Source organism: Streptomyces sp. KR55 (assembly GCF_052245645.1).
GTDB lineage: Bacteria > Actinomycetota > Actinomycetes > Streptomycetales > Streptomycetaceae > Streptomyces > Streptomyces flavusporus.
In genome coordinates this window covers 1-24,664 of sequence record NZ_JBQQCE010000106.1, presented here as the reverse complement: position 1 = coordinate 24,664, position 24,664 = coordinate 1, and the positions used below count along the sequence as shown (strand labels likewise).

The 24,664-nt window shown below is 70.7% G+C and carries 20 protein-coding genes; 11 read left to right on the top strand and 9 right to left on the bottom strand.

The genetic code is table 11. From position 1 onward, the window contains the following. From ACTWQJ_RS17745 to ACTWQJ_RS17725, 5 genes are all read right to left on the bottom strand, one after another. A partial coding sequence (locus ACTWQJ_RS17745) for an ROK family protein (RefSeq protein ID WP_443307603.1) occupies window positions 1-909 on the bottom strand: 909 nt, incomplete at its 3' end. 172 nt (window positions 910-1,081) lie between these two features. Then, window positions 1,082-1,759, bottom strand: a complete 678-nt coding sequence (locus ACTWQJ_RS17740; RefSeq protein ID WP_443307602.1) for a GntR family transcriptional regulator — start codon at window positions 1,757-1,759, stop codon at window positions 1,082-1,084. Window positions 1,760-1,913: 154 nt separating this feature from the next. Then, complete coding sequence (locus tag ACTWQJ_RS17735; RefSeq protein WP_443307601.1) at window positions 1,914-2,852, bottom strand: beta-ketoacyl-ACP synthase III; 939 nt, start codon at window positions 2,850-2,852, stop codon at window positions 1,914-1,916. Window positions 2,853-3,006: 154 nt separating this feature from the next. Continuing rightward, complete coding sequence (locus ACTWQJ_RS17730) at window positions 3,007-3,141, bottom strand: MFS transporter small subunit (protein WP_263579290.1); 135 nt, start codon at window positions 3,139-3,141, stop codon at window positions 3,007-3,009. Further along, entirely contained in the window at window positions 3,131-4,441 is a 1,311-nt protein-coding gene (locus ACTWQJ_RS17725; protein WP_443307600.1) for an OFA family MFS transporter, read from the bottom strand. Before ACTWQJ_RS17725 ends, ACTWQJ_RS17730 begins: the two co-directional genes overlap by 11 nt. A gap of 226 nt (window positions 4,442-4,667) precedes the next feature. Between ACTWQJ_RS17725 and ACTWQJ_RS17720 the strand changes: the two genes are divergently transcribed. The 7 genes from ACTWQJ_RS17720 to ACTWQJ_RS17690 all read left to right on the top strand — a co-directional run bounded on the left by ACTWQJ_RS17720 (window position 4,668) and on the right by ACTWQJ_RS17690 (window position 14,475). Next, complete coding sequence (locus ACTWQJ_RS17720; protein ID WP_443307599.1) at window positions 4,668-5,642, top strand: 2-dehydropantoate 2-reductase; 975 nt, start codon at window positions 4,668-4,670, stop codon at window positions 5,640-5,642. Continuing rightward, window positions 5,639-7,561: a molybdopterin oxidoreductase family protein gene (locus ACTWQJ_RS17715; protein ID WP_443307598.1), complete on the top strand. Its 1,923-nt coding sequence runs from the start codon at window positions 5,639-5,641 to the stop codon at window positions 7,559-7,561. The genes ACTWQJ_RS17720 and ACTWQJ_RS17715 overlap by 4 nt, the downstream gene beginning before the upstream one ends. A gap of 5 nt (window positions 7,562-7,566) precedes the next feature. Then, a complete protein-coding gene (locus ACTWQJ_RS17710) occupies window positions 7,567-9,384 on the top strand; it encodes an NADH-ubiquinone oxidoreductase-F iron-sulfur binding region domain-containing protein (RefSeq protein WP_443307604.1) in 1,818 nt (605 codons plus the stop codon). Continuing rightward, on the top strand, window positions 9,381-10,241 hold the full coding sequence (locus ACTWQJ_RS17705; RefSeq protein WP_443307597.1) for a 2Fe-2S iron-sulfur cluster-binding protein: 861 nt from the start codon (window positions 9,381-9,383) through the stop codon (window positions 10,239-10,241). Before ACTWQJ_RS17710 ends, ACTWQJ_RS17705 begins: the two co-directional genes overlap by 4 nt. A gap of 7 nt (window positions 10,242-10,248) precedes the next feature. After that, window positions 10,249-11,097 carry a formate dehydrogenase accessory sulfurtransferase FdhD gene (gene fdhD, locus ACTWQJ_RS17700; protein ID WP_443307596.1) on the top strand — a complete coding sequence of 283 codons (849 nt, stop codon included), beginning with the start codon at window positions 10,249-10,251 and terminating at the stop codon, window positions 11,095-11,097. 262 nt (window positions 11,098-11,359) lie between these two features. Continuing rightward, the gene (locus ACTWQJ_RS17695; protein ID WP_443307595.1) at window positions 11,360-13,237 is read left to right on the top strand and encodes an exo-alpha-sialidase; all 1,878 of its coding nucleotides are present in this window, start codon (window positions 11,360-11,362) and stop codon (window positions 13,235-13,237) included. Then, a complete protein-coding gene (locus tag ACTWQJ_RS17690) occupies window positions 13,237-14,475 on the top strand; it encodes a DUF4185 domain-containing protein (protein ID WP_443307594.1) in 1,239 nt (412 codons plus the stop codon). Before ACTWQJ_RS17695 ends, ACTWQJ_RS17690 begins: the two co-directional genes overlap by 1 nt. Here the strand turns inward: ACTWQJ_RS17690 and ACTWQJ_RS17685 are convergent. Beyond that, entirely contained in the window at window positions 14,411-15,451 is a 1,041-nt protein-coding gene (locus tag ACTWQJ_RS17685; RefSeq protein WP_443307593.1) for a bile acid:sodium symporter family protein, read from the bottom strand. The genes ACTWQJ_RS17690 and ACTWQJ_RS17685 overlap by 65 nt on opposite strands. A gap of 131 nt (window positions 15,452-15,582) precedes the next feature. Here ACTWQJ_RS17685 and ACTWQJ_RS17680 point away from each other — a divergent pair, with 131 nt between their 5' ends. The 3 genes from ACTWQJ_RS17680 (at window position 15,583) to ACTWQJ_RS17670 (ending at window position 19,465) form a co-directional block, all read left to right on the top strand. Further along, the gene (locus ACTWQJ_RS17680) at window positions 15,583-16,449 is read left to right on the top strand and encodes a LysR substrate-binding domain-containing protein (protein WP_443307592.1); all 867 of its coding nucleotides are present in this window, start codon (window positions 15,583-15,585) and stop codon (window positions 16,447-16,449) included. A gap of 247 nt (window positions 16,450-16,696) precedes the next feature. Then, window positions 16,697-18,523 carry an AMP-dependent synthetase/ligase gene (locus ACTWQJ_RS17675; RefSeq protein WP_443307591.1) on the top strand — a complete coding sequence of 609 codons (1,827 nt, stop codon included), beginning with the start codon at window positions 16,697-16,699 and terminating at the stop codon, window positions 18,521-18,523. A gap of 105 nt (window positions 18,524-18,628) precedes the next feature. Next, the gene (locus ACTWQJ_RS17670) at window positions 18,629-19,465 is read left to right on the top strand and encodes an aldo/keto reductase (RefSeq protein ID WP_443307590.1); all 837 of its coding nucleotides are present in this window, start codon (window positions 18,629-18,631) and stop codon (window positions 19,463-19,465) included. 69 nt (window positions 19,466-19,534) lie between these two features. Here the strand turns inward: ACTWQJ_RS17670 and ACTWQJ_RS17665 are convergent, their stop codons facing one another. Beyond that, window positions 19,535-20,440, bottom strand: a complete 906-nt coding sequence (locus ACTWQJ_RS17665; protein WP_443307589.1) for a class I SAM-dependent methyltransferase — start codon at window positions 20,438-20,440, stop codon at window positions 19,535-19,537. Between the two features lie 140 nt (window positions 20,441-20,580). On the opposite strand from ACTWQJ_RS17665, the gene ACTWQJ_RS17660 reads away from it, so the two are divergent. Further along, window positions 20,581-21,351 (top strand): phytanoyl-CoA dioxygenase family protein, encoded by a 771-nt coding sequence (locus tag ACTWQJ_RS17660; protein ID WP_443307588.1) that lies wholly within the window; start codon window positions 20,581-20,583, stop codon window positions 21,349-21,351. Window positions 21,352-21,371: 20 nt separating this feature from the next. Here the strand turns inward: ACTWQJ_RS17660 and ACTWQJ_RS17655 are convergent, their stop codons facing one another. Together ACTWQJ_RS17655 and ACTWQJ_RS17650 are read right to left on the bottom strand one after the other, a co-directional pair. Beyond that, window positions 21,372-23,093: a glycoside hydrolase family 6 protein gene (locus ACTWQJ_RS17655; RefSeq protein WP_443307587.1), complete on the bottom strand. Its 1,722-nt coding sequence runs from the start codon at window positions 23,091-23,093 to the stop codon at window positions 21,372-21,374. An 87-nt stretch (window positions 23,094-23,180) separates the two neighbouring features. Further along, on the bottom strand, window positions 23,181-24,664 hold a 1,484-nt coding region (locus ACTWQJ_RS17650; RefSeq protein ID WP_443307586.1), incomplete at its 5' end, for a cellulase family glycosylhydrolase.

Here is a 24,664-nt window from a genome sequence, read left to right as displayed (position 1 = left end):
GGCGGTGGCGTCGCCGGCGGCGGCTGCGGCGGCGACGTCGATCGCGGTGAGGCCGCCGTTCGCCTCCAGCCTGGACGCGAGCTCGGCGGAGAGCCCCTGTTGAGCCGCCTCCAGCGCGTCGCGGGCGAGTGCCGCACCGCTGAAGTGGGCCTCCAGGCAGCCCCGGTTGCCACAGGCGCACGGACGTCCGTCGGGCACGGCCTGGATGTGCCCGATGTCGCCCGCGGAACCGGTCGTACCGCGGTGGACCGCACCGCCGACGACGATGCCGCAGCCGATGCCGGTGCCGATCTTGACGCAGAGGAAGTCACCCACGGAACGGGCGACGCCCGCGTGCATCTCCCCCATCGCCATCAGGTTCACGTCGTTGTCGACCATGACCGGGCAGCCGAGTTCCTGGCTGAGCGCCTCCCGCACCGGGAAGCCGTCCCAGCCCGGCATGATCGGCGGCGCCACGGGGACACCCTCGGGGAACCGGACCGGACCGGGGACGCCGATGCCGGCGCCGTCGAAGCCCTCGGCGAGCCCCGACGCCTTCAGCTTGGCGGCCATGGCCAGGACCTGCTCGAAGACCGCGACCGGGCCCTCGCGCACCTCCATCGGCTGGGTGATGTGCCCCAGGATCTCCAACTCGGCGTTGGTGACCGCGACATCGATGGAGGTCGCGCCGATGTCGACGCCGAGGAAACGCAGGTTCGGCGCGAGCCGGATGTTGTGCGAGCGGCGTCCGCCGCGCGAGGCGGCGAGTCCGTCGGCGACGACCAGGCCCGTCTCCAGGAGCCGGTCCACCTCCACGGCCAGCTTGGACCGCGACAGGTCGACCTGATCGCCCAGCTGAGCCCGGGAGTTGGGCCCGCCGTCGCGCTTCAGCAGCCTGGCCTGGTGGGCGTTCGCGGGTCGTGCCGTCATGCGTCTCACAAGCCCCTCCCCGCCTCGAATCGGCCATCGCTGTCCGGCTTTCGAGGGGAACGTAGCAGCGGCTGCCGGAGGGGGGAAGAAGTCGCGCAGGAATTCGCGCAGACTTTTTCCACTGACAGGACAAAGGCCCGGCACCCCCAGGTGCCGGGCCGGTGAGGGAGGCTCAGGACGTCGCCCGCGCGTGGTACGACCGCCGTGTGTGCTCCGTGTGCTCCCGCATCAGCTGCGTGGCCCGCTGTTCGTCCCGTTCGGCGATCGCGGCGATCAGGGCGCGGTGCTCGATCCAGGACTGCTTGCCGCGCTGCCGGGCGACCGGCGTGTAGTACCAGCGCACCCGGCGGTCCACCTGGGCGGCGAGTTCGGCGAGGACCGCGTTCCCCGCCAGCTCCATGATCTTCGCGTGGAAACGGGCGTTGAGCGCCACCGCCCCGTCCACGTCGTCGGCGGCGACCGCGCCCTCGCCCTCGGCGCACAGCTCCTCCAGGGCGGCGACACCCGCGCTGCCGGCGTTGGCGGCGGCGAGCCGGGCCGCCTCGGCCTCCAGGAGCGTACGGACCGTCAGGAGTTGGTCGGCCTCCTCCTCGGTGGGCTCGTGCACGAACGCGCCCTGAGCGGGCCGCAGATCGACCCACCCCTCGGTGTTCAGCCGCTGCAACGCCTCGCGCACCGGCTGCCGGGAGACGCCGAGATGCCCGGCCAGTTCGCTCTCGACCAGATGCTGACCGGGCTGGAGGGCGCGGGTGGTGATGAGTTCGAGCAGCGCCTCGTAGACGCGATCGCGCAGCGGACCGGGCCGTTCGAGTTTGGGCACCGCCCCCTGAGGCAGTCCTGTCGACAACATCGGTCCCCCTCCTCGGCAGGCCGTGCACAGCAGCCATAAACCAATGGAAAGACAGTATCAATTGTCTTTCGTCTACAGTCTACGGCGCACAAGTGCCAGGCCCCGGGGAAGTCGATCGCGTCACACCCCGTGGTCCGTGCAGGTCAGGGGCAGGTCAGGGGCACCGGACGACCTGCCCGGCGTACGACAGGTTCCCGCCGAAGCCGAACAGCAGCACCGGATCCCCGGTCGAGATCGCGCCCTGCTCCACCAGCTTGGAGAACGCCAGCGGGATACTGGCGGCCGAAGTGTTGCCGGACTCGGAGACGTCGCGCGCGACGACCGCGTTCACCGCGCCGAGCTTCTCGGCGAGCGGCTCGATGATGCGCAGGTTGGCCTGGTGCAGCACGACGGCGGCGAGATCCTCGGGGGCGAACCCGGCACGCTCGCAGGCCTGGCGGGCGAGGGGCGGCAGTTGGGTGGTCGCCCAGCGGTAGACGCTCTGGCCCTCCTGCGCGAACCGCGCGGGCTCGCCCTCGATGCGCACGGCGTGCCCCATCTCGGGCACGGACCCCCACAGCACCGGACCGACACCCGGCTCGTCGGCGGCCTCCACGACGGCGGCCCCCGCTCCGTCGCCGACAAGCACACATGTCGTCCGGTCCGTCCAGTCGGTGACGTCGGACATCTTGTCGGCGCCGATGACCAGCGCCCGGGTCGCCGCACCCGCGCGCACGGTGTGGTCGGCGGTGGCGAGGGCGTGGGTGAAACCGGCGCACACCACGTTGATGTCCATCGCGGCGGGCCGGGGGATGCCGAGCCGGGCGGCGACGCGGGCGGCCATGTTCGGGGAGCGGTCGACGGCCGTCGAGGTGGCGACGAGGACCAGATCGATGTCGCCGGGGGCCCGTCCGGCCGCCGCGAGCGCCTTGGCCGCGGCGTGTGCGGCCAGCTCGTCGACCGGCTCGTCGGGGCCGGCGATGTGCCGGGTCCGGATGCCGACCCGGGACGTGATCCACTCGTCGCTCGTGTCGACCATGCCCGCCAGGTCCTCGTTCGTGAGCACTCTGGCGGGCTGGTAGTGGCCGACGGCGGCGATCCGCGAGCCGTTCATGGTGTCCCCCTCCTTGCTGCGGTTAGCGGGGTTCACCAGTCTGATCAGTGACTCGCGGGTACGACGGCAGGTGAAGCCACAGGAATCGGCGGCCCGGATTGTCGGCTTCCCTCAGATTCCCGGACGTCCAGTAACATCCCGGACGCCCGGGCGGTCACCCGGTGAACAGCTGGGTGGCCTTCCGTACGAGTTCGTACAGGCCGTAGGCGAGCGGCGCCCCCACCCACAGCCAGGCGAAGGCGATCAGGGGCCGCCGGTCAGGCGGACTCTGGCTGCTGTCATCGGACATCGGCGGCCTCCCTCGGGGCGGACACGTGGTGGCGGGGGTGGACGGGGCGGACCAGTTCGTTGGCGATGAATCCGACGACGAGCAGCCCGATCATGATGACGAACGACAGCCCGTACAGGGACGCGCCGTGCTTGCCGGCCTCCTCCTGCCGGTCGGCGATCCAGTTGACGATCAGCGGACCGAGCACACCTGCCGTGGACCAGGCGGTGAGCAGCCGTCCGTGGATGGCGCCGACCTGGTAGGTGCCGAAGAGGTCCTTCAAGTAGGCGGGGATGGTGGCGAACCCGCCGCCGTAGAAGGACAGGATCACCAGCGCGCACAGGATGAACAGCGGCTTGGAGGAGTCGCCGAACAGCGCGATGAGCAAGTACATCAGCGCGCCCGCGCCGAGGTAGACGCGGTAGATGTTCTTGCGCCCGATCAGGTCGGACGTCGACGACCAGCCGATGCGGCCCGCCATGTTGGCCGCCGAGAGCAGGGCGACGAACCCGGCGGCCGCCGTCACCGAGACCGGCGTGGAGGTGTCGGCGAAGAAGTCCGTGATCATCGGTGCGGCCTTCTCCAGAATGCCGATGCCGGCGGACACGTTCATGCAGAGCACGACCCACAGACACCAGAACTGCGGGGTGCGCACGGCGTTCCGCGCCGACACCTGCACGCCCTCGACCACGCTCGGCCCGTCGGCCACCGGCTTCTCGGTCCTCGGCACCCGCACCAGCAGCACGCCGAGCAGCATGAACACGGCGTACGTCAGCCCGTGCACAAGGAAGGCGAGCGCGATCCCGGAGTTGTCCGAGCCGAACGACTCCAGCATCTGGGCCGACCAGGGTGAGGCGATGAGCGCGCCGCCGCCGAAGCCCATGATGGCGATGCCGGTGGCCATGCCGGGCCGGTCCGGGAACCACTTGATCAGTGTGGAGACGGGCGAGATGTAGCCGATGCCGAGGCCGATCCCGCCGACGAAGCCGTAACCGAGGACGATCAGCCAGTACTGCTCCGTCGCCGCGCCGAGCGCGGAGAGCAGGAAGCCCGACGAGAAGCACACCAGCGCCACCGTCATCGCCCAGCGCGGCCCGTTGCGCTCCACGAGCGTGCCGCCGAACGCGGCCGACAGGCCGAGCATGACGATGCCGAGCTGGAAGGGCAGTGCACTCTGCGTGCCGCTGAGGCCGAGCGCTGATTCGAGCGGCGGCTTGAACACGCTCCAGGCGTAGGCCTGACCGATGGACAGGTGGACGGAGAGCGCGGCGGGCGGCACCAGCCACCGGCTCCATCCCGGGGGTGCGACGGGGGGACTCATGATCCCGAACGGTAGGGAAGGAGGAGGGAAGTTGAGAAGCCGACGCGTCGACCGTATGCGGTGAGCGGTATCCAGGGCGCGGCGAACGGTCACTGTTCGAACTCTTGCCGACCCAACTTCCATACTGTAGACAATATTTCGTCGACAAGACACGAAACCGCCGTCGACCACCCCAGACCCACCCCGACCACCTCCGCGGTATCCCTCAAACCGAACGGAGTGTTCCGTGAAAGTCGCAGTCCTCGGCGCCGGTGCGATCGGCGCCTACGTCGGCGCCGCGCTCCACCGCGCGGGCGCCGATGTGCATCTCATCGCCCGTGGACCGCATCTGGCGGCCATGAGGCAGCACGGAGTACAGGTGCTCAGCCCGCGCGGTGACTTCACCGCGCACCCCCACGCCACCGACGACCCGGCCGAGGTCGGCCCGGTCGACTATGTCTTCCTGGGCCTGAAGGCCAACTCGTACGCGGCGTGCGGGCCGCTGATCGAGCCGCTGCTGCACGACACCACGGCGGTCGTTCTGGCCGCCCAGAACGGCATCCCCTGGTGGTACTTCCACCGGCACGGCGGCCCCCACGACGGCCACCGCGTCGAGAGCGTGGACCCGGACGGCGCGGTCAGTGCGGTGCTCGCGCCCGAACGGGCCGTCGGCTGTGTCGTCTACGCGGCCACCGAACTCGAAGGGCCGGGCGTCGTACGGCACTTGGAAGGCACCCGGTTCTCCATCGGCGAGCCCGACCGCAGCGTGTCCCGGCGGTGTCTCGCCCTCAGCGAGGCCATGCAGGCCGGCGGGCTGAAGTGCCCGGTCGAGCCGGACCTGCGCAACGACATCTGGCTGAAGCTGCTCGGCAACATCTCCTTCAACCCGATCAGCGCGCTGGCCCGCGCGACCATGCGGCAGATGTGCCTGCACGGCGGCACCCGCAGGGTCATCGAGATCATGATGACCGAGACCCTCGCGGTCGCCGAGGCCCTCGGCTGCAAGGTGGGCGTCTCCATCGAACGCCGCCTCGCGGGCGCCGAGAAGGTCGGCGACCACCGCACCTCCACGCTCCAGGACCTGGAGCGCGGCAAGCCGCTGGAACTAGACGTACTCCTGGCCGCCGTCGTCGAGTTGGCGGACATCACCGGCGTGGACGTGCCCACCCTGCGCACCGTGCACGCCATCTCTGACCTGCTCGCGCTGAGGAGCGCCGCATGAGGAAACGCCAGTCCACGAAGACGTACACAAGGCTCACCCACCCCCTGGTCCGCGACTCCCGCGACGAGCCGCTGCGCCGGGCCACCTGGGACGAGGCGCTCGACCGGACCGCCCGGGGCCTGGCGGCCGCCCGTGGCGCGTTCGGCATGTTCTCCTGCGCCCGCGCCACCAACGAGATGAACTACGTGGCGCAGAAGTTCGCCCGCGTGGTCATGGGCACCAACAACGTCGACTCCTGCAACCGCACCTGCCATGCGCCGAGCGTCGCGGGCCTGTCCGCCGCCTTCGGCTCGGGCGGCGGGACCTCCTCGTACGAGGAGATCGAGCACACCGACGTCATCGTGATGTGGGGCTCCAACGCCCGTTTCGCGCACCCGATCTTCTTCCAGCATGTGCTGAAGGGGATCAGGAACGGCGCCCGGATGTACGCGGTCGACCCGCGGCGGACGAGCACCGCCGAGTGGGCGGAGAGCTGGCTCGGCCTGAACGTCGGCACGGACATCCCGATGGCGCACGCGATCGGCCGCGAGATCATCCACGCCGGTCTGGCCAACGAGGCGTTCATCGAGCGGGCGACCAGCGGTTTCGAGGAGTACAGGGCGCTCGTCGAGCCCTGGACGCTGTCCCTCGCCGAGAAGGTGACCGGCGTACCCGCCGCCGCCATCCGGGAGTTGGCGCACGCCTACGCCCGAGCCGAGCGCGCCCAGCTGTGCTGGACCCTCGGCATCACCGAGCACCACAACGGCACCGACAACGTCCGCGCCCTGATCAACCTGTCCCTGCTGACCGGCCACGTCGGCCGCTACGGCGCCGGGCTCCAGCCCCTGCGCGGCCAGAACAACGTCCAGGGCGGCGGCGACATGGGGGCCATCCCCAACCGCCTGCCCGGCTTCCAGGACATCCTCGATGCGGACACCCGGCTCAAGTTCGAGTCCGCCTGGGACACCGTCATCCAGCCGCACTACGGGCTGAACCTGACCGAGATGTTCGAGGCGATGGAGGAGGGCACGCTCAGGGCCGTCTACTGCATCGGCGAGAACCCGGCGCAGTCGGAGGCGGACAGCGGGCAGGCGGTACGGCGACTGAAGGCCCTCGACTTCCTGGTCGTCCAGGACATCTTCCTGACGAAGACCGCCGAACTGGCCGATGTCGTCCTGCCCGCCACCGCCGGCTGGGCGGAGACCGAGGGCACGACCACCAACAGCGAGCGCCGGGTTCAGCGCGTACGCCGGGCCGTGACCCCGCCCGGCGAGGTCCGCGAGGACATCGACATCATCTGCGACCTGGCGGCCCGGCTCGGCCACGAGTGGAAGTACGCCGACGCGGAGGCGGTCTGGAACGAGCTCAGGTCGGTGTCCCCGGACCACTACGGGATGACGTACGAGCGCCTGGAGGGCCACCAGGGCATCCAGTGGCCCTGTCCCAGCACCGAGCGGCTCGAACCGACCTATCTGCACGGCCGGTTGTGGGAGACCGACCCGGCGAAGCGGGGCAGGCTCGCGCCCTTCGGGCTGGTGCAGCACGATCCGCCCGTCGACCTCACCGACGAGGAGTACCCGATCCGGCTCACCACCGGGCGGCGGCTGGACTCCTACAACACCGGTGTGCAGAGCGGCGGTTTCGCCTCCCCGCTCCGGCGCGGCGAGTACGTCGAGCTGTGTCCGGAGGACGCCGAGCGGTACGGGGTCGTGGTCGGCGAGGAGGTCCGGGTGACCTCACGGCGCGGCTCGGTGGTCGCGCCGGTGTGGGTCGACCCGGCGCTGCGGCCCGGGCTCGCCTTCATGACCATGCACTTTCCCGACGAGGTGGACACCAACCAGCTCACGATCGAGGCGAACTGCCCGATCGCGGGGACGGCGGAGTTCAAGGCGTCGGCGATCCGGATCGAGAAGCTCCCCGTCGCGACCATCGTGAGGTGACGCAAGTGGACCTGCACTTCGGCGACAGCAAACCGACGGACGACGAACGGGCGGCCGTCGACGCCCTGCTCGGGCCTCCGGAGTCCTCCTGGGAGGGCGCCGACCGCTCCGACGCCGATCTGAGGTGGGCGCGCGGCGGCCGCGAGGCCCGGGACCGTCGCGACCTGCTGTTGCCGGGGCTGCATGCGATCAACGACCGGGTCGGCTGGATCAGCGAGGGCGCCCTGGACTACCTGTGCCGCCGGCTGACCGTGCCGCCGGCGGAGGCGTACGGGGTGGCCACCTTCTACGCCATGTTCTCCGTCCGGCCCCGCCCGGCGACCGTGCTCCATGTGTGTACGGACCTGGCGTGCCAGGCCGCCGGGGCGGCGGAGCTGTGCGCGGGGATCGAGGCCCGGCTGGGGCCCGGTGTCTCCGTGGAACGCAGCCCCTGCCTGGGCCTGTGCGAACGTGCCCCGGCCGCGCTCGCGATCAGGGCGGGGGATCCGGTCCGTACGGCGGTCTCGGCACCGACGACCGTGCACGCAGCCGTCCTCGCCGCCACCTCGCCCGACTCGGCGCCCGAGGAGCCGCCGGCCGCGATGGCGGTGCCCCAGGCGGGCTCACCCGGGCTGACGCTGCTGCGCCGCGTCGGCGTGGTGGACCCGTTGTCGCTCGACGACTACCGCGCCCACGGCGGCTACACCGCCCTGCGCCGCGCCTTCGAGCTCGGCCCCGCCGGAGTCATCCGCGAGGTCACCGACTCCGGCCTGGTCGGACGCGGCGGCGCCGCCTTCCCGACCGGCCGCAAATGGCAGGCCACGGCAGCGCAGCCGGACCACCCGCACTACCTCGTCTGCAACGCCGACGAGTCCGAGCCCGGCACCTTCAAGGACCGCGTGATCATGGAGGGCGATCCGTACGCGCTGGTCGAGGCGATGACCATCGCGGCGTATGCGACCGGCGCGCACAAGGGCTATCTCTATCTCCGCGGCGAGTACCCGCGCGCCCTGCACCGCCTGGAGCACGCGATCGCCCAGGCACGCGCGCGTGGCCTGCTCGGCGACGACGTCCTCGGCCAGGGGTACGCCTTCGACATCGAGATCCGTCGGGGCGCGGGCGCGTACATCTGCGGCGAGGAGACGGCGCTGTTCAACTCCATCGAGGGCTACCGGGGCGAGCCGCGCTCGAAACCGCCGTTCCCCGTGGAGAAGGGCCTGTTCGGCAAACCGACGGTGGAGAACAACGTCGAGACGCTGGTCAACGTGCTGCCGATCCTGACGATGGGAGCACCGGCGTACGCGGCGATCGGTACGGAGAAGTCCACCGGACCGAAGCTGTTCTGCGTGTCGGGGAGTGTGGAGCGGCCCGGGATCTACGAACTCCCCTTCGGTGCCACCCTGGGCGAGCTGCTGGAGCTGGCCGGGGTGCGCCAGGGTCTGCGGGCCGTGCTCCTCGGCGGCGCCGCGGGCGGCTTCGTACGCGCCGACGAGCTCGGCATCCCGCTCACCTTCGAAGGCACCCGCGAGGCCGGCACGACGCTCGGTTCGGGGGTCGTCATGGCCTTCGACGACACCGTCCCGCTGCCCCGGCTGCTGCTGCGCATCGCCGAGTTCTTCCGCGACGAGTCGTGCGGACAGTGCGTGCCGTGCCGGGTCGGGACGGTGCGGCAGGAGGAGGCGCTGCACCGGATCGTGGAGCGCACGGGCGCCGCTGCCGCCGACGACATCGCACTGCTCAGGGAGGTCGGCCGCGCGATGCGGGACGCCTCGATCTGCGGTCTGGGGCAGACCGCGTGGAACGCCGTGGAATCCGCCATCGACCGTCTGGGGGCGTACGAATGACCGCGATACCGCTGGGAGTGCCGCGCCGGCTGGTCGAGTTCACCATCGACGGGGAGGAGGCCCGCGTCCCGGAGGGCTCGACCGTCCTCGACGCCTGCCGGGCCGCCGGGAAGGACATCCCGACCCTCTGCCAGGGCGACACCCTGACGCCCAAGAACGCCTGCCGGGTCTGCATGGTCGAGGTCGAGGGCTCCCGCACCCTGGTCCCGGCCTGTTCCCGCAGGGCGGAGCCCGGCATGGCGGTGCACACCGACACCGAGCGCGCCCGTCACAGCCGCAAGCTGGTCCTCGAACTCCTCGCGTCCTCGGTCGACTTGTCGACCACTCCCCAGGTCGCCGAGTGGATCAAGGAGTACGAGGCGAAGCCGGACCGCTTCGGCCCGGACGCGGCCCGCCTCAACGAGGAGCCGAAGGTCGACAACGATCTGTACGTACGTGACTACGACAAGTGCATCCTCTGCTACAAGTGCGTCGACGCCTGCGGCGAGCAGTGGCAGAACACCTTCGCGATCTCCGTCGCGGGCCGGGGCTTCGACGCCCGGATCGCGGTCGAGCACGACGCCCCGCTCACCGACTCCGCGTGCGTGTACTGCGGGAACTGCATCGAGGTGTGCCCGACGGGAGCGCTGTCGTTCAAGTCGGAGTTCGACATGCGGGCGGCAGGCACCTGGGACGAGTCGCAGCAGACCGAGACGACCACCGTCTGCGCGTACTGCGGAGTGGGCTGCAACCTCACGCTGCACGTGCAGGACAATGAGATCGTGAAGGTCACCTCGCCGCACGACAACCCGGTGACCCACGGCAACCTGTGCATCAAGGGCCGCTTCGGCTACCAGCACGTACAGAACCGGGACTGATGGGGACATGGGACGAGTCACGGAACGACGCAAGGTGATCCGCATCCGGGACGGGGCGGTCTCCGCCCGTCCGGACACGCTCGTCGCCGAGGAACCCCTGGAGATCCGGCTGAACGGCAAGCCGCTCGCGATCACCATGCGCACTCCGGGCGACGACTTCGCGCTCGCCGCGGGGTTCCTGGTGAGCGAGGGTGTACTGGCCGAGCGGACGGACCTGCAGAACATCGTCTACTGCGCCGGCGCCACGGTGGACGGTTCGAACACGTACAACGTGGTGGACGTGAAGACCGCGCCGGGCGTCGCGATTCCCGACATCACGCTGGAGCGGAACGTCTACACCACCTCCTCCTGCGGGCTGTGCGGCAAGGCGAGCCTGGACGCGGTCCGTACGACGGCCCGCTGGCCCATCGCCGACACTCCCCCGGTCCGGGTGGAGCCCGAGCTGCTCGCCGGCCTCCCCGACCGGCTGCGCGCGGCCCAGCGGGTCTTCGACCGGACCGGGGGTCTGCATGCGGCGGCCCTGTTCGCCGAGGACGGGGAGCTGCTCGACATACGTGAGGACGTGGGCCGGCACAACGCGGTCGACAAGCTGGTCGGCCGCGCCCTGCAGAGCGGCGGTCTGCCCCTGTCCCGCACGATCCTGCTGGTGTCCGGCCGCGCCTCCTTCGAGCTGGCGCAGAAGGCCGTGATGGCGGGCATCCCGGTACTGGCCGCGGTCTCGGCGCCCTCGTCGCTGGCCGTGGACCTGGCCGTGGAGAGCGGGCTGACCCTGGTGGGCTTCCTGCGGGGCAGCTCCATGAACGTGTACGCGGGCGAGGACCGCATCGCCCTGCGGACCGCGGCCGCCCAGGGCTGACGGTTCCCCGCGGCACGGCGGCGGGACCCCGACCGGCGGGGAGCGCCCCCTGCGCCGCAGGGGTCCCGCCTCACATCTTGTCATGAGCGCGCCCAATTCTGTGACGCGGTTTCAGTTGATGTGAGCTCAGACATCCACTCCCCCGGTCGAGTTGTCCGAGCGCCTTTCTTGTGGTGTGTCGCTGCCACCAACTACCCTCTGTGACGCGTAGGTTCGACGTGGGATGTCCCGATGTTCTGACAAATGAAGGGCGGGTCACTGCATGCCGTCGAGACTTCGCGCACGTCTGAGAGCCACCCTCACCGCGGGCGTCGTCATGACGGCGACAGCCGTCCTGCCCGACCCGGTGCAAGCCCAACCCACCACGGCTGCACCGCAGTTCGAGCAGCAGGTGCTCTTCAGGACGTCGCAGGATCCCGGCTACGCCTGCTTCCGGATCCCGGCGATCGTGCAGACCAGCGAGGGCACGCTGCTCGCGTTCGCCGAGGGCCGCGTCCTCAACTGCGGGGACGCGACCGACATCGACATCGTGATGAAGCGCTCCACCGACGGCGGCCGCACCTGGGGCCCGCTCCAGGTCGTCAACGACGGCGCCGGCGACACCCACGGCAACCCGGCCCCGATCGTCGACCGCGGGACCGGCCGGATCCTGCTCGCCCAGACGTACAACACGGGCCGTACGGACAGCGGCAACTGTGAGGTCCCGTGCGACCGCCAGCCCCATCTGCAGTACAGCGACGACGACGGCCGCACCTGGTCCGATCCGCGCGACCTCAGCCCGCAGATCATGCCCGCGCACTGGAACTCCTGGTATGCCACCGGTCCCGTGCACGGCATCCAGCTCGCTCAGGGCAGCCACGCCGGCCGACTGGTCTTCGGCGTCAACACCGAGACCTGGGACGGCACCAGAGTCACCGGGAACCACGCCGCGCTCATCGTGAGCGACGACGGCGGCGACACCTGGCGGGTCGGCGCCAACGACTCCTGGCCGATCGCGTTCGACGGCACCTTCCGGCAGAAGCCCTCGGAAGTCACCCTGACCGAGCACACCGACGGCTCGCTCCTGGTCAGCGGCCGCGAACAGGACGGCACCGACCTCGGTCACCGCACCCAGACCGTCAGCCGCGACGGCGGCGACAGCTTCGCCACCCCCTTCCAGCCCGTCCCCGACCTCTACGCGCCCCAGGTCCAGTGCGCCACGCTGCGCCTCGGCGACCGGATGCTGCTGTCCTGCCCCGGTGACCCCGACCGCCGCCGGACGATGATGATCCGCTCCTCCTACGACGGCGGCCGCACCTGGGAGAGCGTGGACCGCGGCACCGTCGTCACCAGGGACTGGTCCGGCTACTCCGACCTGGCGCCGATCGACGACAGCACCGCAGGCCTGCTGTACGAGGGCGGCACGGTCGACGCCCGCGACGAGATCCGCTTCGCCCGCTTCAACGAGGAGTGGCTGAAGCCGCGCCGCGGCGCCGACCCGGCCACGCCCGACCATGCCGTGCTCGGCCAACCGGCTGCCGTGCTCGGCGGCGCCGCGCGCACGAGCGGCGTGTCGGGCGGCGCGCTGGCCTTCGACGGCACCGACGACGCCGTACGCCTTCCGTACCGCCCCCAACTTCCGCTCGACACCAAGGACTTCACCGCCTCCCTGTGGTTCCGCTACACCGCCGGGAGCGGAGATCAGCCGCTGCTGTGGATGGGCGGCGTGGGCAACAGCCAGCCCCAGGTGTGGCTGCGCGGTGAACCCGCCGCCGACCGGGTACGCGGCCTGATCACCACCCGGGAGGACGCGACGACCGTACGGTCGGCCTCCGTGAGCACCACCGGCGCCCACAACGACGGCCGATGGCACCACCTCGCACTGCGCCGCGGCGACGGACGACTGACCCTGTTCATCGACGGCAGCCCCAGCAGCACGGCCGACGTGCCCGGCTCCGTCAGCCGCAACTCGCCGTTCGGCGTGCACATCGGCCAGAGCATGGACAGCCGGGCCTTCTTCACCGGGGCCATCGACGAGGTCCGCGTCTGGGACCGGGCGCTCAGCGACACCGAGATCGCCGACGTACACGAGACGCACACCTGCCCGGACTTCGACAACGTGCTGTGGCTCCCCATGGACCAGGTGGCCGCCGGCCGCTAATGTCCAGGAACGTTCCCGACGACGTACGTGCACGACAGCGGACGGGAGCCGGGGTCGGCCTGCTGCTGACCCTGGTTCTCGCGGCCGTGCTGCTCACCGCCCTCCCGGACGACGACCGGGAGGGCGGCGCCGCGTGCGAGGCCCGTACGATCGCGTCCTGGTCGCCGCACGACGCGCTCACCGCCGAGTTCGCCCACTACGGCGACGACGCGACCCGCACCGACGACTGGACCGGCGGCGACGGCACCCACTCGCTGCGGCTGCCGGACGGCCGGGTGCTGTGGCTGTTCTCCGACACCTACCTCGGCCCCGTGCACGCCCCGCCCAACCCGTCCGGCGAGTCGTACGCCTGGCGCGACCCGACGGCGCCGCTGGTGCGCAACTCGGCCGTCGTGATGTCCGACGGCCGCCTGAGTACGACACTGCCCGCGCCCCTCTTCCCCGACCCGGCCCCGAACCAGTGGCGCTGGCCGGTCGCCGCCCGGGTCGAGCCGCGCTCCCCCGGCTCGTCGGAGCAGGTCGTACGGGTGCTGCTGTGGACGCGAGCGGCGGGTCAGGCGCCGTGGATCTACGGCGTGCCCCTCGCCACCGAAGTCGCCACGCTGTCCCTGCCGGACCTGCGCGTCGAGGGCATCGCCAGGGTGTCCGACCAGCAGCGGATGCCGGACCCGTCCCGGCGCGTGCTGTTCGGGACGACGCTGCTGACGGACGGCGGCTGGACCTACGTCTTCGGCGGCAACGACGGGCAGGCCGCGTCCCGCCCGACCTCCTCCGCGTATGTGGCGCGGGTGCCGGCGGGCGGGCTCGCCGACCCCGCCGCCTGGGAGTACTGGGACGGCTCCGCATGGGTCACCGGGTCGCGTCCGGCTCCGGTGCTCGGGGACCAGCGGCGCACCGGTGTGGGCAGCGCGTTCTCGGTGGTCAGAGACGAGGACACGTACGTGCTGTTCAACATGGCCGCCGGGGCGCGGGGGCTGACCACGGTGACGTCGTACTGGGCCTGCTCGCCCACCGGGCCGTGGCACGGGCCGACCCGCAGCTTCAGCCCACCGCTGCCGGCCGGCGGGGTCGCCGCGTACAACCCGCAGGCGCACCCCGACGTCGGCGGCAAGGATCGCCTCGTCCTGAGCTACGACGTCAACTGGCTGGCGACCACGGGCGCGTCCGCGCAGATCAACGGGAACGTGAGCCTGTACCGACCGCGGTTCGTGACACTGCGGCTGGCGGCGGCGCGGTGAGCGGCTCGACGGGGTCGTGGGAGCGGCGCCTGGCGATCACCGCGCACACCATCAGCTGCATCTGGTGGAACAGCATCAGCGGCAGCACGGCCAGCGACGCCTCGGCCCCGAACAGCACGCTCGCCATGGGCAGTCCGGAGGCCAGCGACTTCTTCGAGCCGGCGAACTGGATGGCGATCCGGTCCGCCCGGTTGAAGCCCAGCGCCTTGGCGCCGTACCAGGTCAGGGCGAGCATGACGGCGAGCAGCACCGCCTCGACGGCGAGCAGTCCGCCCAGCCGGGCGGGGCTGACCTGGTGCCAGACGCCCTGGACCATGCCCTCGCTGAACGCGGTGTAGACGACGAGGAGGATCGACCCGCGGTCGACGAGGCCGAGACCCTTCCGGTGGCGTGTGACGAACCCTCCGATCCAGCGGCGCAGCAACTGCCCGGCCAGGAACGGCACAAGGAGTTGCAGCACGATCCTGACGATCGAGTCCGCATCGAACCCGCCGGCACTGCCACCGAGCAGCGCGGCCGCCAGCAGCGGGGTGATGACGATGCCCGCCAGGGAGGAGAAGGAGCCGGCGCAGATCGCGGCGGGCACGTTGCCGCGGGCGATCGAGGTGAAAGCGATCGACGACTGGATGGTCGACGGGACGAGGGTGAGGAAGAGCAGACCCGTCCACAGCGAGTGGGTGAGAAACACCGGCACCAGCCCGCGGGCGGCGAGGCCGAGCAGCGGGAAGATCACGAAGGTGCAGGCGAGGACGGTGACGTGCAGCCGCCAGTGCCTGAGCCCGTCCAGCGCCTCGCGGGTGGACAGCCGGGCGCCGTAGAGGAAGAAGAGGAGAGCGATCGCGGCGGTGGAGGCGCCGGAGGCCACGTCGGCACCTGTACCGCGCGCCGGGAGGAGCGCCGCGAGGCCCACCGTCCCGAGCAGCAGCAGGATGTACGGGTCGATCGGCAGCCAACGCGGCCATCGCAGGCGTTTCACGGTGCTCCACTTGCTTGTGCTCGGCGGTACGGGAGCCAAGAGGTCCCCTCTCCATCGTGCTCCTCGGCAGGCCGATCGGGAATCCGGCATACCACTCTGACTGTCATCACGATCGGCGATAAGCTGGCACGGTGTACGACCCTTCCCACCTGCGGACGTTTCTCGCGGTGGCCCAGACGCTGAGCTTCACCCAGGCCGCGCGGCGGCTGGGGCTGCGTCAGTCGACCGTCAGCCAGCACGTACGCCGGCTGGAGGGCGCCACCGGGCGGCAGCTGTTCAGCCGGGACACCCACTCCGTGCAGCTGACGGAGGACGGCGAGGCGATGCTCGGCTTCGCGCGCCGGATCCTGGAGGTGCACGAGCAGGCCACGGCGTTCTTCACCGGCACCCGGCTGCGCGGCCGGCTGCGCTTCGGCGCCTCGGAGGACTTCGTGCTGACCCGGCTGCCGGAGATCCTGGAGGGGTTCCGGCACGACCATCCCGAGGTCGACCTGGAGCTCACCGTCGAACTGTCGGGGACGCTGCACGAGCAGCTCGCGGCCGGGAAGCTGGACCTGGTGCTGGCCAAGCGGCGGACCGAGGATCCGCGCGGGGAGCTGGTGTGGCACGACCGGCTGGTCTGGATCGGCGCGGAACGTCTGCGCCTCGACCCCGACCGTCCGGTCCCGCTGATCGTCTATCCCCCGCCCGGCATCACCCGCGAGCGCGCCCTGGATGCGCTTCAGCGGCAGGGGCGCGAGTGGCGCATCGCCTGCACCAGCGGCAGCCTCAACGCACTGATCGCGGCCGCCCGCGCGGGCCTCGGCGTGATGGCCCACTCCCGGGGCTTCGTCCCGCCCGGCCTGGTCCGGGTGCCCGACCGTTTCGGCCTGCCCGAGCTCGGCCAGGTCGACTTCGTCCTGATCCACGGACACCGCCGGCCCGCCGCCGCCCAGGGGCCCGCCGACGCCCTGGCCACGGCGATCCTGGCGGCGGGCGACCGGCTGCACCGGCGCTGACGTTCCGGCCGGCGCGGGGCCGTAATCGGGTCGTACAGATTCCGTGGAGATTACGGCACCGAAACTTACTCCACCGTCAGGAATCTGTCCGACCCTTCCCCATGTGCGCGTATTTTCCCCGCTGACCAGCGCATACCTGAGCACTGCTCGGCTTTCGCGCCCCCTCCCCACACGACGGCGTGTGGGGTAGCTTTCACCGCCTGTGCGGAGCGTCACAGGGAGCCGTCACAGAGAGCGGGGAACGGGTTTGCGCGAGTTCACCAATCCTCCCTTGGCGTTGGCACCCCCGGTGGGCGGTCTGGCCGACGCCGTCTTCGAGCACGCCCAGGAGGACCCGCTGCACATCGCGCTCGGCCGCAAGGACGAGTCGGGGCAGTGGCGGGACGTGACCGCGGCCGAGTTCCGCGACGAGGTCCTCGCCCTGGCCAAGGGCCTGCTCGCCCAGGGTGTCCGGTTCGGCGACCGGGTCGCCATCATGTCCCGCACCCGCTACGAGTGGACGCTGTTCGACTTCGCCCTGTGGACGATCGGCGCCCAGGTGGTGCCGGTCTACCCGACCTCCTCGGCCGAGCAGTGCTTCTGGATGCTGTACGACGCGGAGGTGACGGCCGCGATCGTCGAGCACGAGGACCACGCGATGACGATCGCCACGGTCATCGACCGGCTCCCCCGGCTGCGCCGGCTGTGGCAGCTGGACGCGGGCGCGGTCCAGGAGCTGTACGACGCGGGCGCCCACCTCGACGACGAGATGGTGCACCGGCACCGCAAGGCGGTCACCCCGGACTCGGTCGCGACCGTCATCTACACGTCGGGCACGACCGGCCGCCCCAAGGGCTGCGTCCTCTCGCACGGCAACTTCATGTACGAGGCGGACACCGTCATCGAGCGCTGGGAGCCGGTGTTCCACTCCAAGAAGGGCGACGAGGCGGCGACGCTGCTCTTCCTGCCGCTCGCCCATGTCTTCGGCCGGATGGTGGAGGTCGCCGCCATCCGCGGCAGGGTCCGCTTCGGCCACCAGCCGCAGCTCAACGCCGCGGCCCTGCTGCCGGACCTGGCCGCCTTCAAGCCGACGTTCTTCCTCGCGGTGCCGTACATCTTCGAGAAGGTCTTCAACGCCGCCCGCCGCAAGGCGGAGCGGGAGGGCAAGTCCGGGCCGTTCGAGAAGGCCGTGGACGTCGCCGTGCGGTACGCGGACGCGGTGGAGGCGAAGGCGTGGGGGATCGGGCCCGGCCCTTCGGCGGGTCTGCGCATGCAGCACCAGCTCTTCGACAAGCTCGTCTACTCCAAGGTGCGCGAGGCGATGGGCGGCCGGGTGCGCAATGCGATGTCGGGCGGCTCGGCGATGGACCGGCGGCTCGGCCTGTTCTTCGCGGGCGCGGGCGTGCCGATCTACGAGGGGTACGGCCTGACCGAGTCCACGGCGGCCGCGACCGCCAACCCGCCGCACCGCACCCGGTACGGCACGGTCGGACAGCCCATCCCCGGCATGACCGTGCACATCGCGGACGACGGCGAGATCTGGCTGCACGGCCCGAACGTCTTCCAGGGCTACCTCAACAACCCCAAGGCCACCGACGAGACCCTGCACGACGGCTGGCTGGCCACCGGCGACCTGGGGTCCCTCGACGAGGACGGCTTCCTCACCATCACCGGCCGCAAGAAGGAAATCCTGGTCACGTCGGGCGGCAAGAGCGTCGCGCCGGGACTGCTGGAGGAACGCGTACGCGACCACCCGCTGGTCGCCCAGTGCATCGTCGTCGGCAACGACCGCCCGTACGTCGCGGCCCTGGTCACCCTGGACCAGGAGGCCGTCGAGCACTGGCTCCAGATGCGCAACAAGCCCCAGCTGTCCCCCGCCGAACTGGTGCATGACCAGGATCTGGAGACCGAGGTGCGGCGCGCGGTGGTCGCCGCGAACACGCTTGTCTCGCAGGCCGAGTCGATCCGCACCTTCCGTATCCTCGCGCAGCCGTTCACCGAGGAGCACGGACTGCTCACCCCGTCCCTGAAGCTCAAGCGGAAGGCGATCGAGAACGCCTACGCCAACGAGGTGAACGCCCTGTACCAGACGTGAGGCGCGTATCTGATTCCGGCGGATTCTGCGGTCAGGAATGCATGGGGACTCGTGATCGTTGACGATAGGAGTACCACCTGACGACAACCGAAGGATCAAGAGCTCGTGAGCAGCAAGGTCCCCCCGATCATCCTCAACAACGGCGTCGCGATGCCCCAGCTGGGCTTCGGCGTCTGGCAGGTGCCGGACGACGAGGCGGAGCGGGCGGTGGCGACGGCGCTTGAGGCCGGGTACCGCAGCATCGACACAGCGGCGATCTACGGCAACGAAGAGGGCACCGGCAGGGCCATCGCCGCCTCCGGGCTCCCCCGCGAGGACCTCTTCGTCACCACCAAGCTCTGGAACAGCGACCAGGGGTACGAGTCCACTCTGCGCGCCTTCGACGTCTCCCTCGGCAAGCTCGGCCTGGAGTACGTGGATCTGTACCTGATCCACTGGCCGTTGCCGTCCAGGGGCAAGTACGTCGACACCTACAAGGCCTTCGAGAAGCTCCACGCCGACGGCCGGATCCGCGCCATCGGCGTCTCCAACTTCCTGCCGGAGCACCTGGAGCGGCTGATCACCGAGACGTCGGTCATCCCCGCGGTCAACCAGATCGAGCTGCACCCGCACCTCCAGCAGCATGCCGCCCGTGAGTACCACGCGGAGCAGGGCATCCACACCGAGGCCTGGTCGCCGCTCGGCTCGGGCAGGGGTCTGCTGGAGGTTCCGGCGATCGTGGCCATCGCCCAGAAGCACAACCGCACGCCCGCCCAGGTCGTGCTCCGCTGGCACCTCCAGCTCGGCACCATCGTGATCCCGAAGTCCGTGACGCCGTCCCGGATCGAGGAGAACATCGACGTCTTCGACTTCGCGCTGGACACCGAGGACCTCGCGGCGATCAGCGCGCTCAACGAGGACCGGCGGCTGGGCCCGGACCCGGCCACCTTCGACATGGGCTGACACACGAGCCGAAGCGCCCCGGAAACCACACCGGTTCCTGGGGCGCTTCGCATATGTCAGTCAGTCGGTCTACAGGGTCCTGGTCGCCGTGTGGACCGTGTGCGCCGCCAGGACGAAGACGTCCGGACGGTGATGGACGCTCGCCTTGTCGTCGGGGTCGAGGAGTCGGTCCAGGGTGGCGCGGTCGGTGGCGTCGAGTTGGTCGCCGAAGGCATCGCGCAGCCGGGACAGGGAGGCGGCGATGTAGGCGCGGGCCCGGCCGGTCGCCGGGGCGGGCAGGTCCAGCAGGAAGCTGCGGGTGCCGGTGGGCTTCAGGCCCGCGGAGGTCATCAGCGCCGGCCAGTCCTCCGTCTCGGCGACGGCACCGGGCAGGGACGAGCGCATCTCCGCGAACCGCTCCTCCTCCAGCGCGTCGAGCCGCGCCTGCAGTCCGGGGCGGCCGATGCCGATGTCACGCGGCAGGAACCGGGAGGGCAGCCCACCCTCCATGAGGGCGAGCGTGCCGCCGGGTGCCAGGTGCCCGGCGAAGGCGGCGAGCGCGGCCCGCTGGTCGCCGAGGTGGTGCAGACTCCGGCTGGCCCAGAGCAGGTCGGCGGGGTAGTCCAGTTCGCCGAGAACCTCAGGAAGGTCACCCGAGAGCGTGGCGAAGCGGTCGGCGACGCCCAGCCGCTTCGCCCGGGCACCGGCCCGCTCCAGCAGCGGTTCGGTGCCGTCGACCGCGACGACCCGGGCCCCCGGGAAGGCCTCGGCGAGCAGACAGGCGACGACACCGGGACCGCTGCCCGCGTCGACGATCAGCCCCGGGTCGGTCTGCCGCTTCGCGAGCCAGGCCAGCGCCCGCTCGTACAGCGGGGTGAACAGCTCCGCCTGCGCTTCCAGCAGCGGGCCCATCTCGGCCCAGTCGATGTCGGCGTGGTCGTGGTGGCCGTGGCCGTGATGGTGATGGCCGTGATCGTGTTCGTGGTCGTGCGCCATGGTGGTCAGCCTCTCCTCCGGATACGGCCAGCGTGCGGCGGCGCACCACCAGGGGGCAAGTTCCGTTGCCGGAACTGCAAAGAGATGGGCGTCAGAAAATGGGATGCGGACGCACGCCGGGCTCACCCACCATGGCCGGCATGGACGACGAGATGGTGGAGCGGTTCCTCGAGGACGGGTTCGTGAGGATCGAGGGTGCCTTCCCGCCACGCGTCGCCGAGGACTGCGCGCGGCTGCTGTGGCGGGAGACGGGATACGACCCGGAGGACCCGGGCACGTGGAAGGACCCGGTGCACTGGGTGGCCGCGATGGCACAGGGCCCGTTCGCCGCCGCCGCCAACTCCCCCGTGCTGCACGAGGCGTTCGACGTGCTGGTCGGCGCGGGGCGCTGGGTGCCGCGCTATGCGCTGGGCAGTTTCCCGCTGCGGTTCCCGCACGAGGAGGAGCCGGACGACGCGGGCTGGCACATCGAGGGGAGTTACCTTCCCGAGGGCGCGACCCTGTGGCACACCAACGTGCGGTCGAAGGACCGTGCCCTGCTGATGCTGTTCCTGTTCAGCGAGGTGACCGAGGCGGACGCCCCGACCCGCATCAGAGTCGGCTCGCATCTCGACGTACCGCCGGTCCTGGAGCCGTACGGCGAGGCGGGCGCCTCCTTCCTGGAGCTCGGCCCGAAGGTGGACGCGGCCTCCGCGCACCGCCCGCAGGCGTACGCCACCGGCCGTCCCGGAGACGTCTACCTCTGTCATCCGTTCCTGGTGCACGCCGCCCAGCCGCACCATGGCACCCGGCCCCGCTTCATGGCGCAGCCGCCGCTGTGTCCGGCGCAGCAGGTGGAGCTGGACCGGGCCGATGGGGACTACTCGGCCGTGGAGTTCGCGATCCGCCGGGGTCTGTCCCGGGAGGGATGACCCCGGCGGACCGGATCAGGTCACGACAGCGGCGGGTACGCGTTCGCCATCAGCTGCCGGAACTGTGCGGAGAACCAGTGCCCGGACAGCGGTGCGTCCGGCAGGGCGCCCGACATGTTGAAGTTGTTCCGGGCGTTGCCCGTGTAGGTCGGGTCGCACATCCGGTCGAAGCCCTTGCCCTCGTCGTTCGGGATCTCCCGGCTGGCCCCGTCGGACTCGCCGGGCGGCTTCATCCACACGTAGGCGTCGATGCCCGCCGCGGGAGCGGCCTGCGGGCGCTCGCCCAGGCCGGCGCCGGACTGGTTGCACCAGTTGCCGACGTGGATCCGGCGGTCGTAGCGGCCCCCGTCGACGTAGGTGTCCACGCTGGTCAGCGCGCCGGGGCCGGTGGGCCGGGCGGAGCCGCCCCAGCCGTTGCGGGACGTGTCGATCAGCATGCCGATGCCCGCGTCGAAGCCGACCGAGACCAGCTGGCTGCGGAACGCCTGCGCGAACGACAGCTCGTCGACGTAGCGGTTCCAGTCGACCCACTTGGACTGGCGCACCGAGGTGCCGTTCACGGCGTCGTTGATCGTGAAGTTCTCCTCCTTCAGGGCGCTGTAGTTCGCCGTGTTGGTGATGAAGCCGTGGACGTCGTTCACCGTGGCGCCCTCGGCGGTGGCCGCCTCCTTGAAGGTGTTGGCCGAGGCTGCGAAGTTGTCGTCCCAGCCGATCCAGCCGTGGTGTCCGGCGTCCACGTAGTTGTAGACGGTCGGCACGTCGCCGAGCTTGTTGAGCGCGTAGCCGACGCCCTTGACGTAGTTGCCGTTGGCCTTCATCACATCGCACTGCGGGGTGGCCGTCGGGCGGCTGCCGGTGTTGGTGACCAGGTTCGGCAGCGAGTCGATCTCGACGGTGGTGACGATCCGCAGGTCCGCGTACTTCGGGTCGGCGAGGATCGCGGCGATCGGGTCGATGTACTCGGTCTTGTACCGGTCGATCTCCGTCGGGCCCAGCTCGCCGTTGGAGGCGAGGGCCGCGCAGTCACGGCCGGGCAGGTTGTAGATGACCAGCTGAACGACGAGCTCGTCGGAGCCCTTCTGCTCCAGCGCCTCGTCGAGGTGGTCGCGCAGGCCCATGCCGCCGTTCACGCCGTTGATGGCGGCGATCCGGTCGAGCCACACGCCCGTCGGCTGGTCGGAGATCCGGCTGCCGCCCGGTTCGGCGGCGGCCTTCGCGGACCACTCGGGGTTCACGTACACCTTGGCCCCGGAGTAGGGATTGTCGACCCGCGCGGTGGGGTCGGGGTCCGGCGGATCCGTGGGGCCGCCGCCTCCGTCGTCGACGTTGCAGGTCACGCCGTCGAGGGTGAAGGTCGCCGGGACGGCGTTGGTGCCGCTGTACGTGCCGTTGAAGCCGAAGCTGACCGAACCGCCGGTGGCCAGCGTCCCGTTGTAGCCCTCGTTGGCGGCCGTGACGGCGGCGCCGCTCTGGCTGACCTTCGCGTTCCAGGCGCTGGTGATCTGCTGGTTGCCGGCGTACGACCACTTCAGCGACCAGGCGTTCTTCGCGGCGCTGTGGTTGGTGACCGTGACGGAGGCGGTGAAGCCGGTGTCCCACTGGTTCTGCACCTGGTAGTCGACGGTGCAGGGGACGGCGGCGGCGCCGACGTCGCCGGGGGCCGCCGCTATCGCGGTCCCGGTGGCACCGCCCACGAGCGCCAGGGCGGCGAGCAATGCCGTTCTTGTTCTGGTACGGCTCATCAGTGCGGGTTCCTCTTCCTGAATCGGGTTCCCGGGACGGGTGTTCCTGGGATGGGTGTTCCTGGGTTGGGGTTTCCTGGGTTGGGGTTATCCGTCGAGGCCGCGCAGGTGATCGCGCAGCCCGATTCCGTACGACGTGGGAGTTCCGTCGTAGCTGGAGATCAGGGCGGGACCGGAGGTGCAGTTCCAGGTGTTCCAGGTCCAGCCGAGGTAGGAGAGCTCACGCGCGTCGAACCAGGCCATGACGCGGTCGATGAAGGAGTGTGCGCAGGTGTTCTCGCCGATCTCGCCCGCGACGAGCGGCACCTGGGCGGCGACCGGGGCGAGGGTGGAGTCCCAGCAGCTCTCGTTGGCACAGACGTTGAAGTTGTACACGTGCCAGGCGGCGGCGAGATTGCCCGCCGGGTCGCTGGGCTTGTACGTCAGCCACTGGCTGAGGTCGTTGGAGTACGCGAGCCCGCCGGCCAGGATCAGGTTCTTCGCGCCGGTGGCCCGGATCGCGTCGATCAGGTCCTGCATGCCGGCGACCTGGTAGCCGATGCCGGGGCAGGTGCCGCCGTCGCGCCAGCAGGTCCAGGCCTGCTCCGCCGTCGAGGTGGCGCGGTCCGGGTAGGGCTCGTTGAACAGGTCGAAGACGACGGTCGGATCGTCCTTGAAGGTGCCCGCCACCGAGGACCAGAACGACGGCGTGTACTCCATGTTGGGCATCGGCTTCTGGCAGCTGGCGTGGATGTCGGAGCAGCCGGCCGAGTTGCCCGTGTACTGGCCCCAGGACCAGTGGAGTTCCAGCATCGGCGTCATGCCGTGTGCCTTCACCCGGGTCACCAGGTCCTTGACGGCGTCGATGTAGTGGGCGCCGGCGTACTCCGGCTCGATGTTGGAGGTGCCGAGCCAGCACTCCTCGTTGAGCGGGATGCGGACGGTGTTGGCGTTCCAGTCGGCGATGGCCTTGATCGCGGCGTCGTCGACCGGGCCGTCCCAGATGCCGTATCCCTGCACGCACGCGAACTCGCCGCCGGAACGGTTGACGCCGAGCAGCCGCCGGGTGGCGCCCTCGGCGTCCACGAGCTTGTTGCCGGAGACGCTCAGGACCGGGGGCCCGTCACCGGGGTCCGGGGGGTCGGTCGGATCGGTGGGCGTCGGGGTGGGTTCCGTGTCGACGTTGCATGTCGTGCCGTTCAGCCTGAACGACGTCGGTGCGGCGTTGCCCCCCGACCAGGAGGCGAGGAAGCCGGCGCTGACGCTCGCGCCGGTGGCCAGTGAGCCGTTCCAGTTCTCGTTGGCCGCGGTGACCGTCGTACCCGACTGGGACCACTTGGCGTTCCAGCCCTGGCTGACCTTCTGGCCGCCCGCGAAGTCGAAGGTGAGACTCCAACTGCTCACTGCTGCCATGTTGTTGGTGAGGGTCACGGCGCCCTGGAAGCCGGTGTCCCACTGGCTGGTGACGGAGTACTCCACCGTGCAGGCGGGCGTGGCTCCCTGGGCCGTGACGACGGGTGCGACCGCGGTGCCCAGCAGGGAGAGCGCGGCGGCACCGGCGAGTAAAAGACCTGAACGCGGGGGGTGTCGCA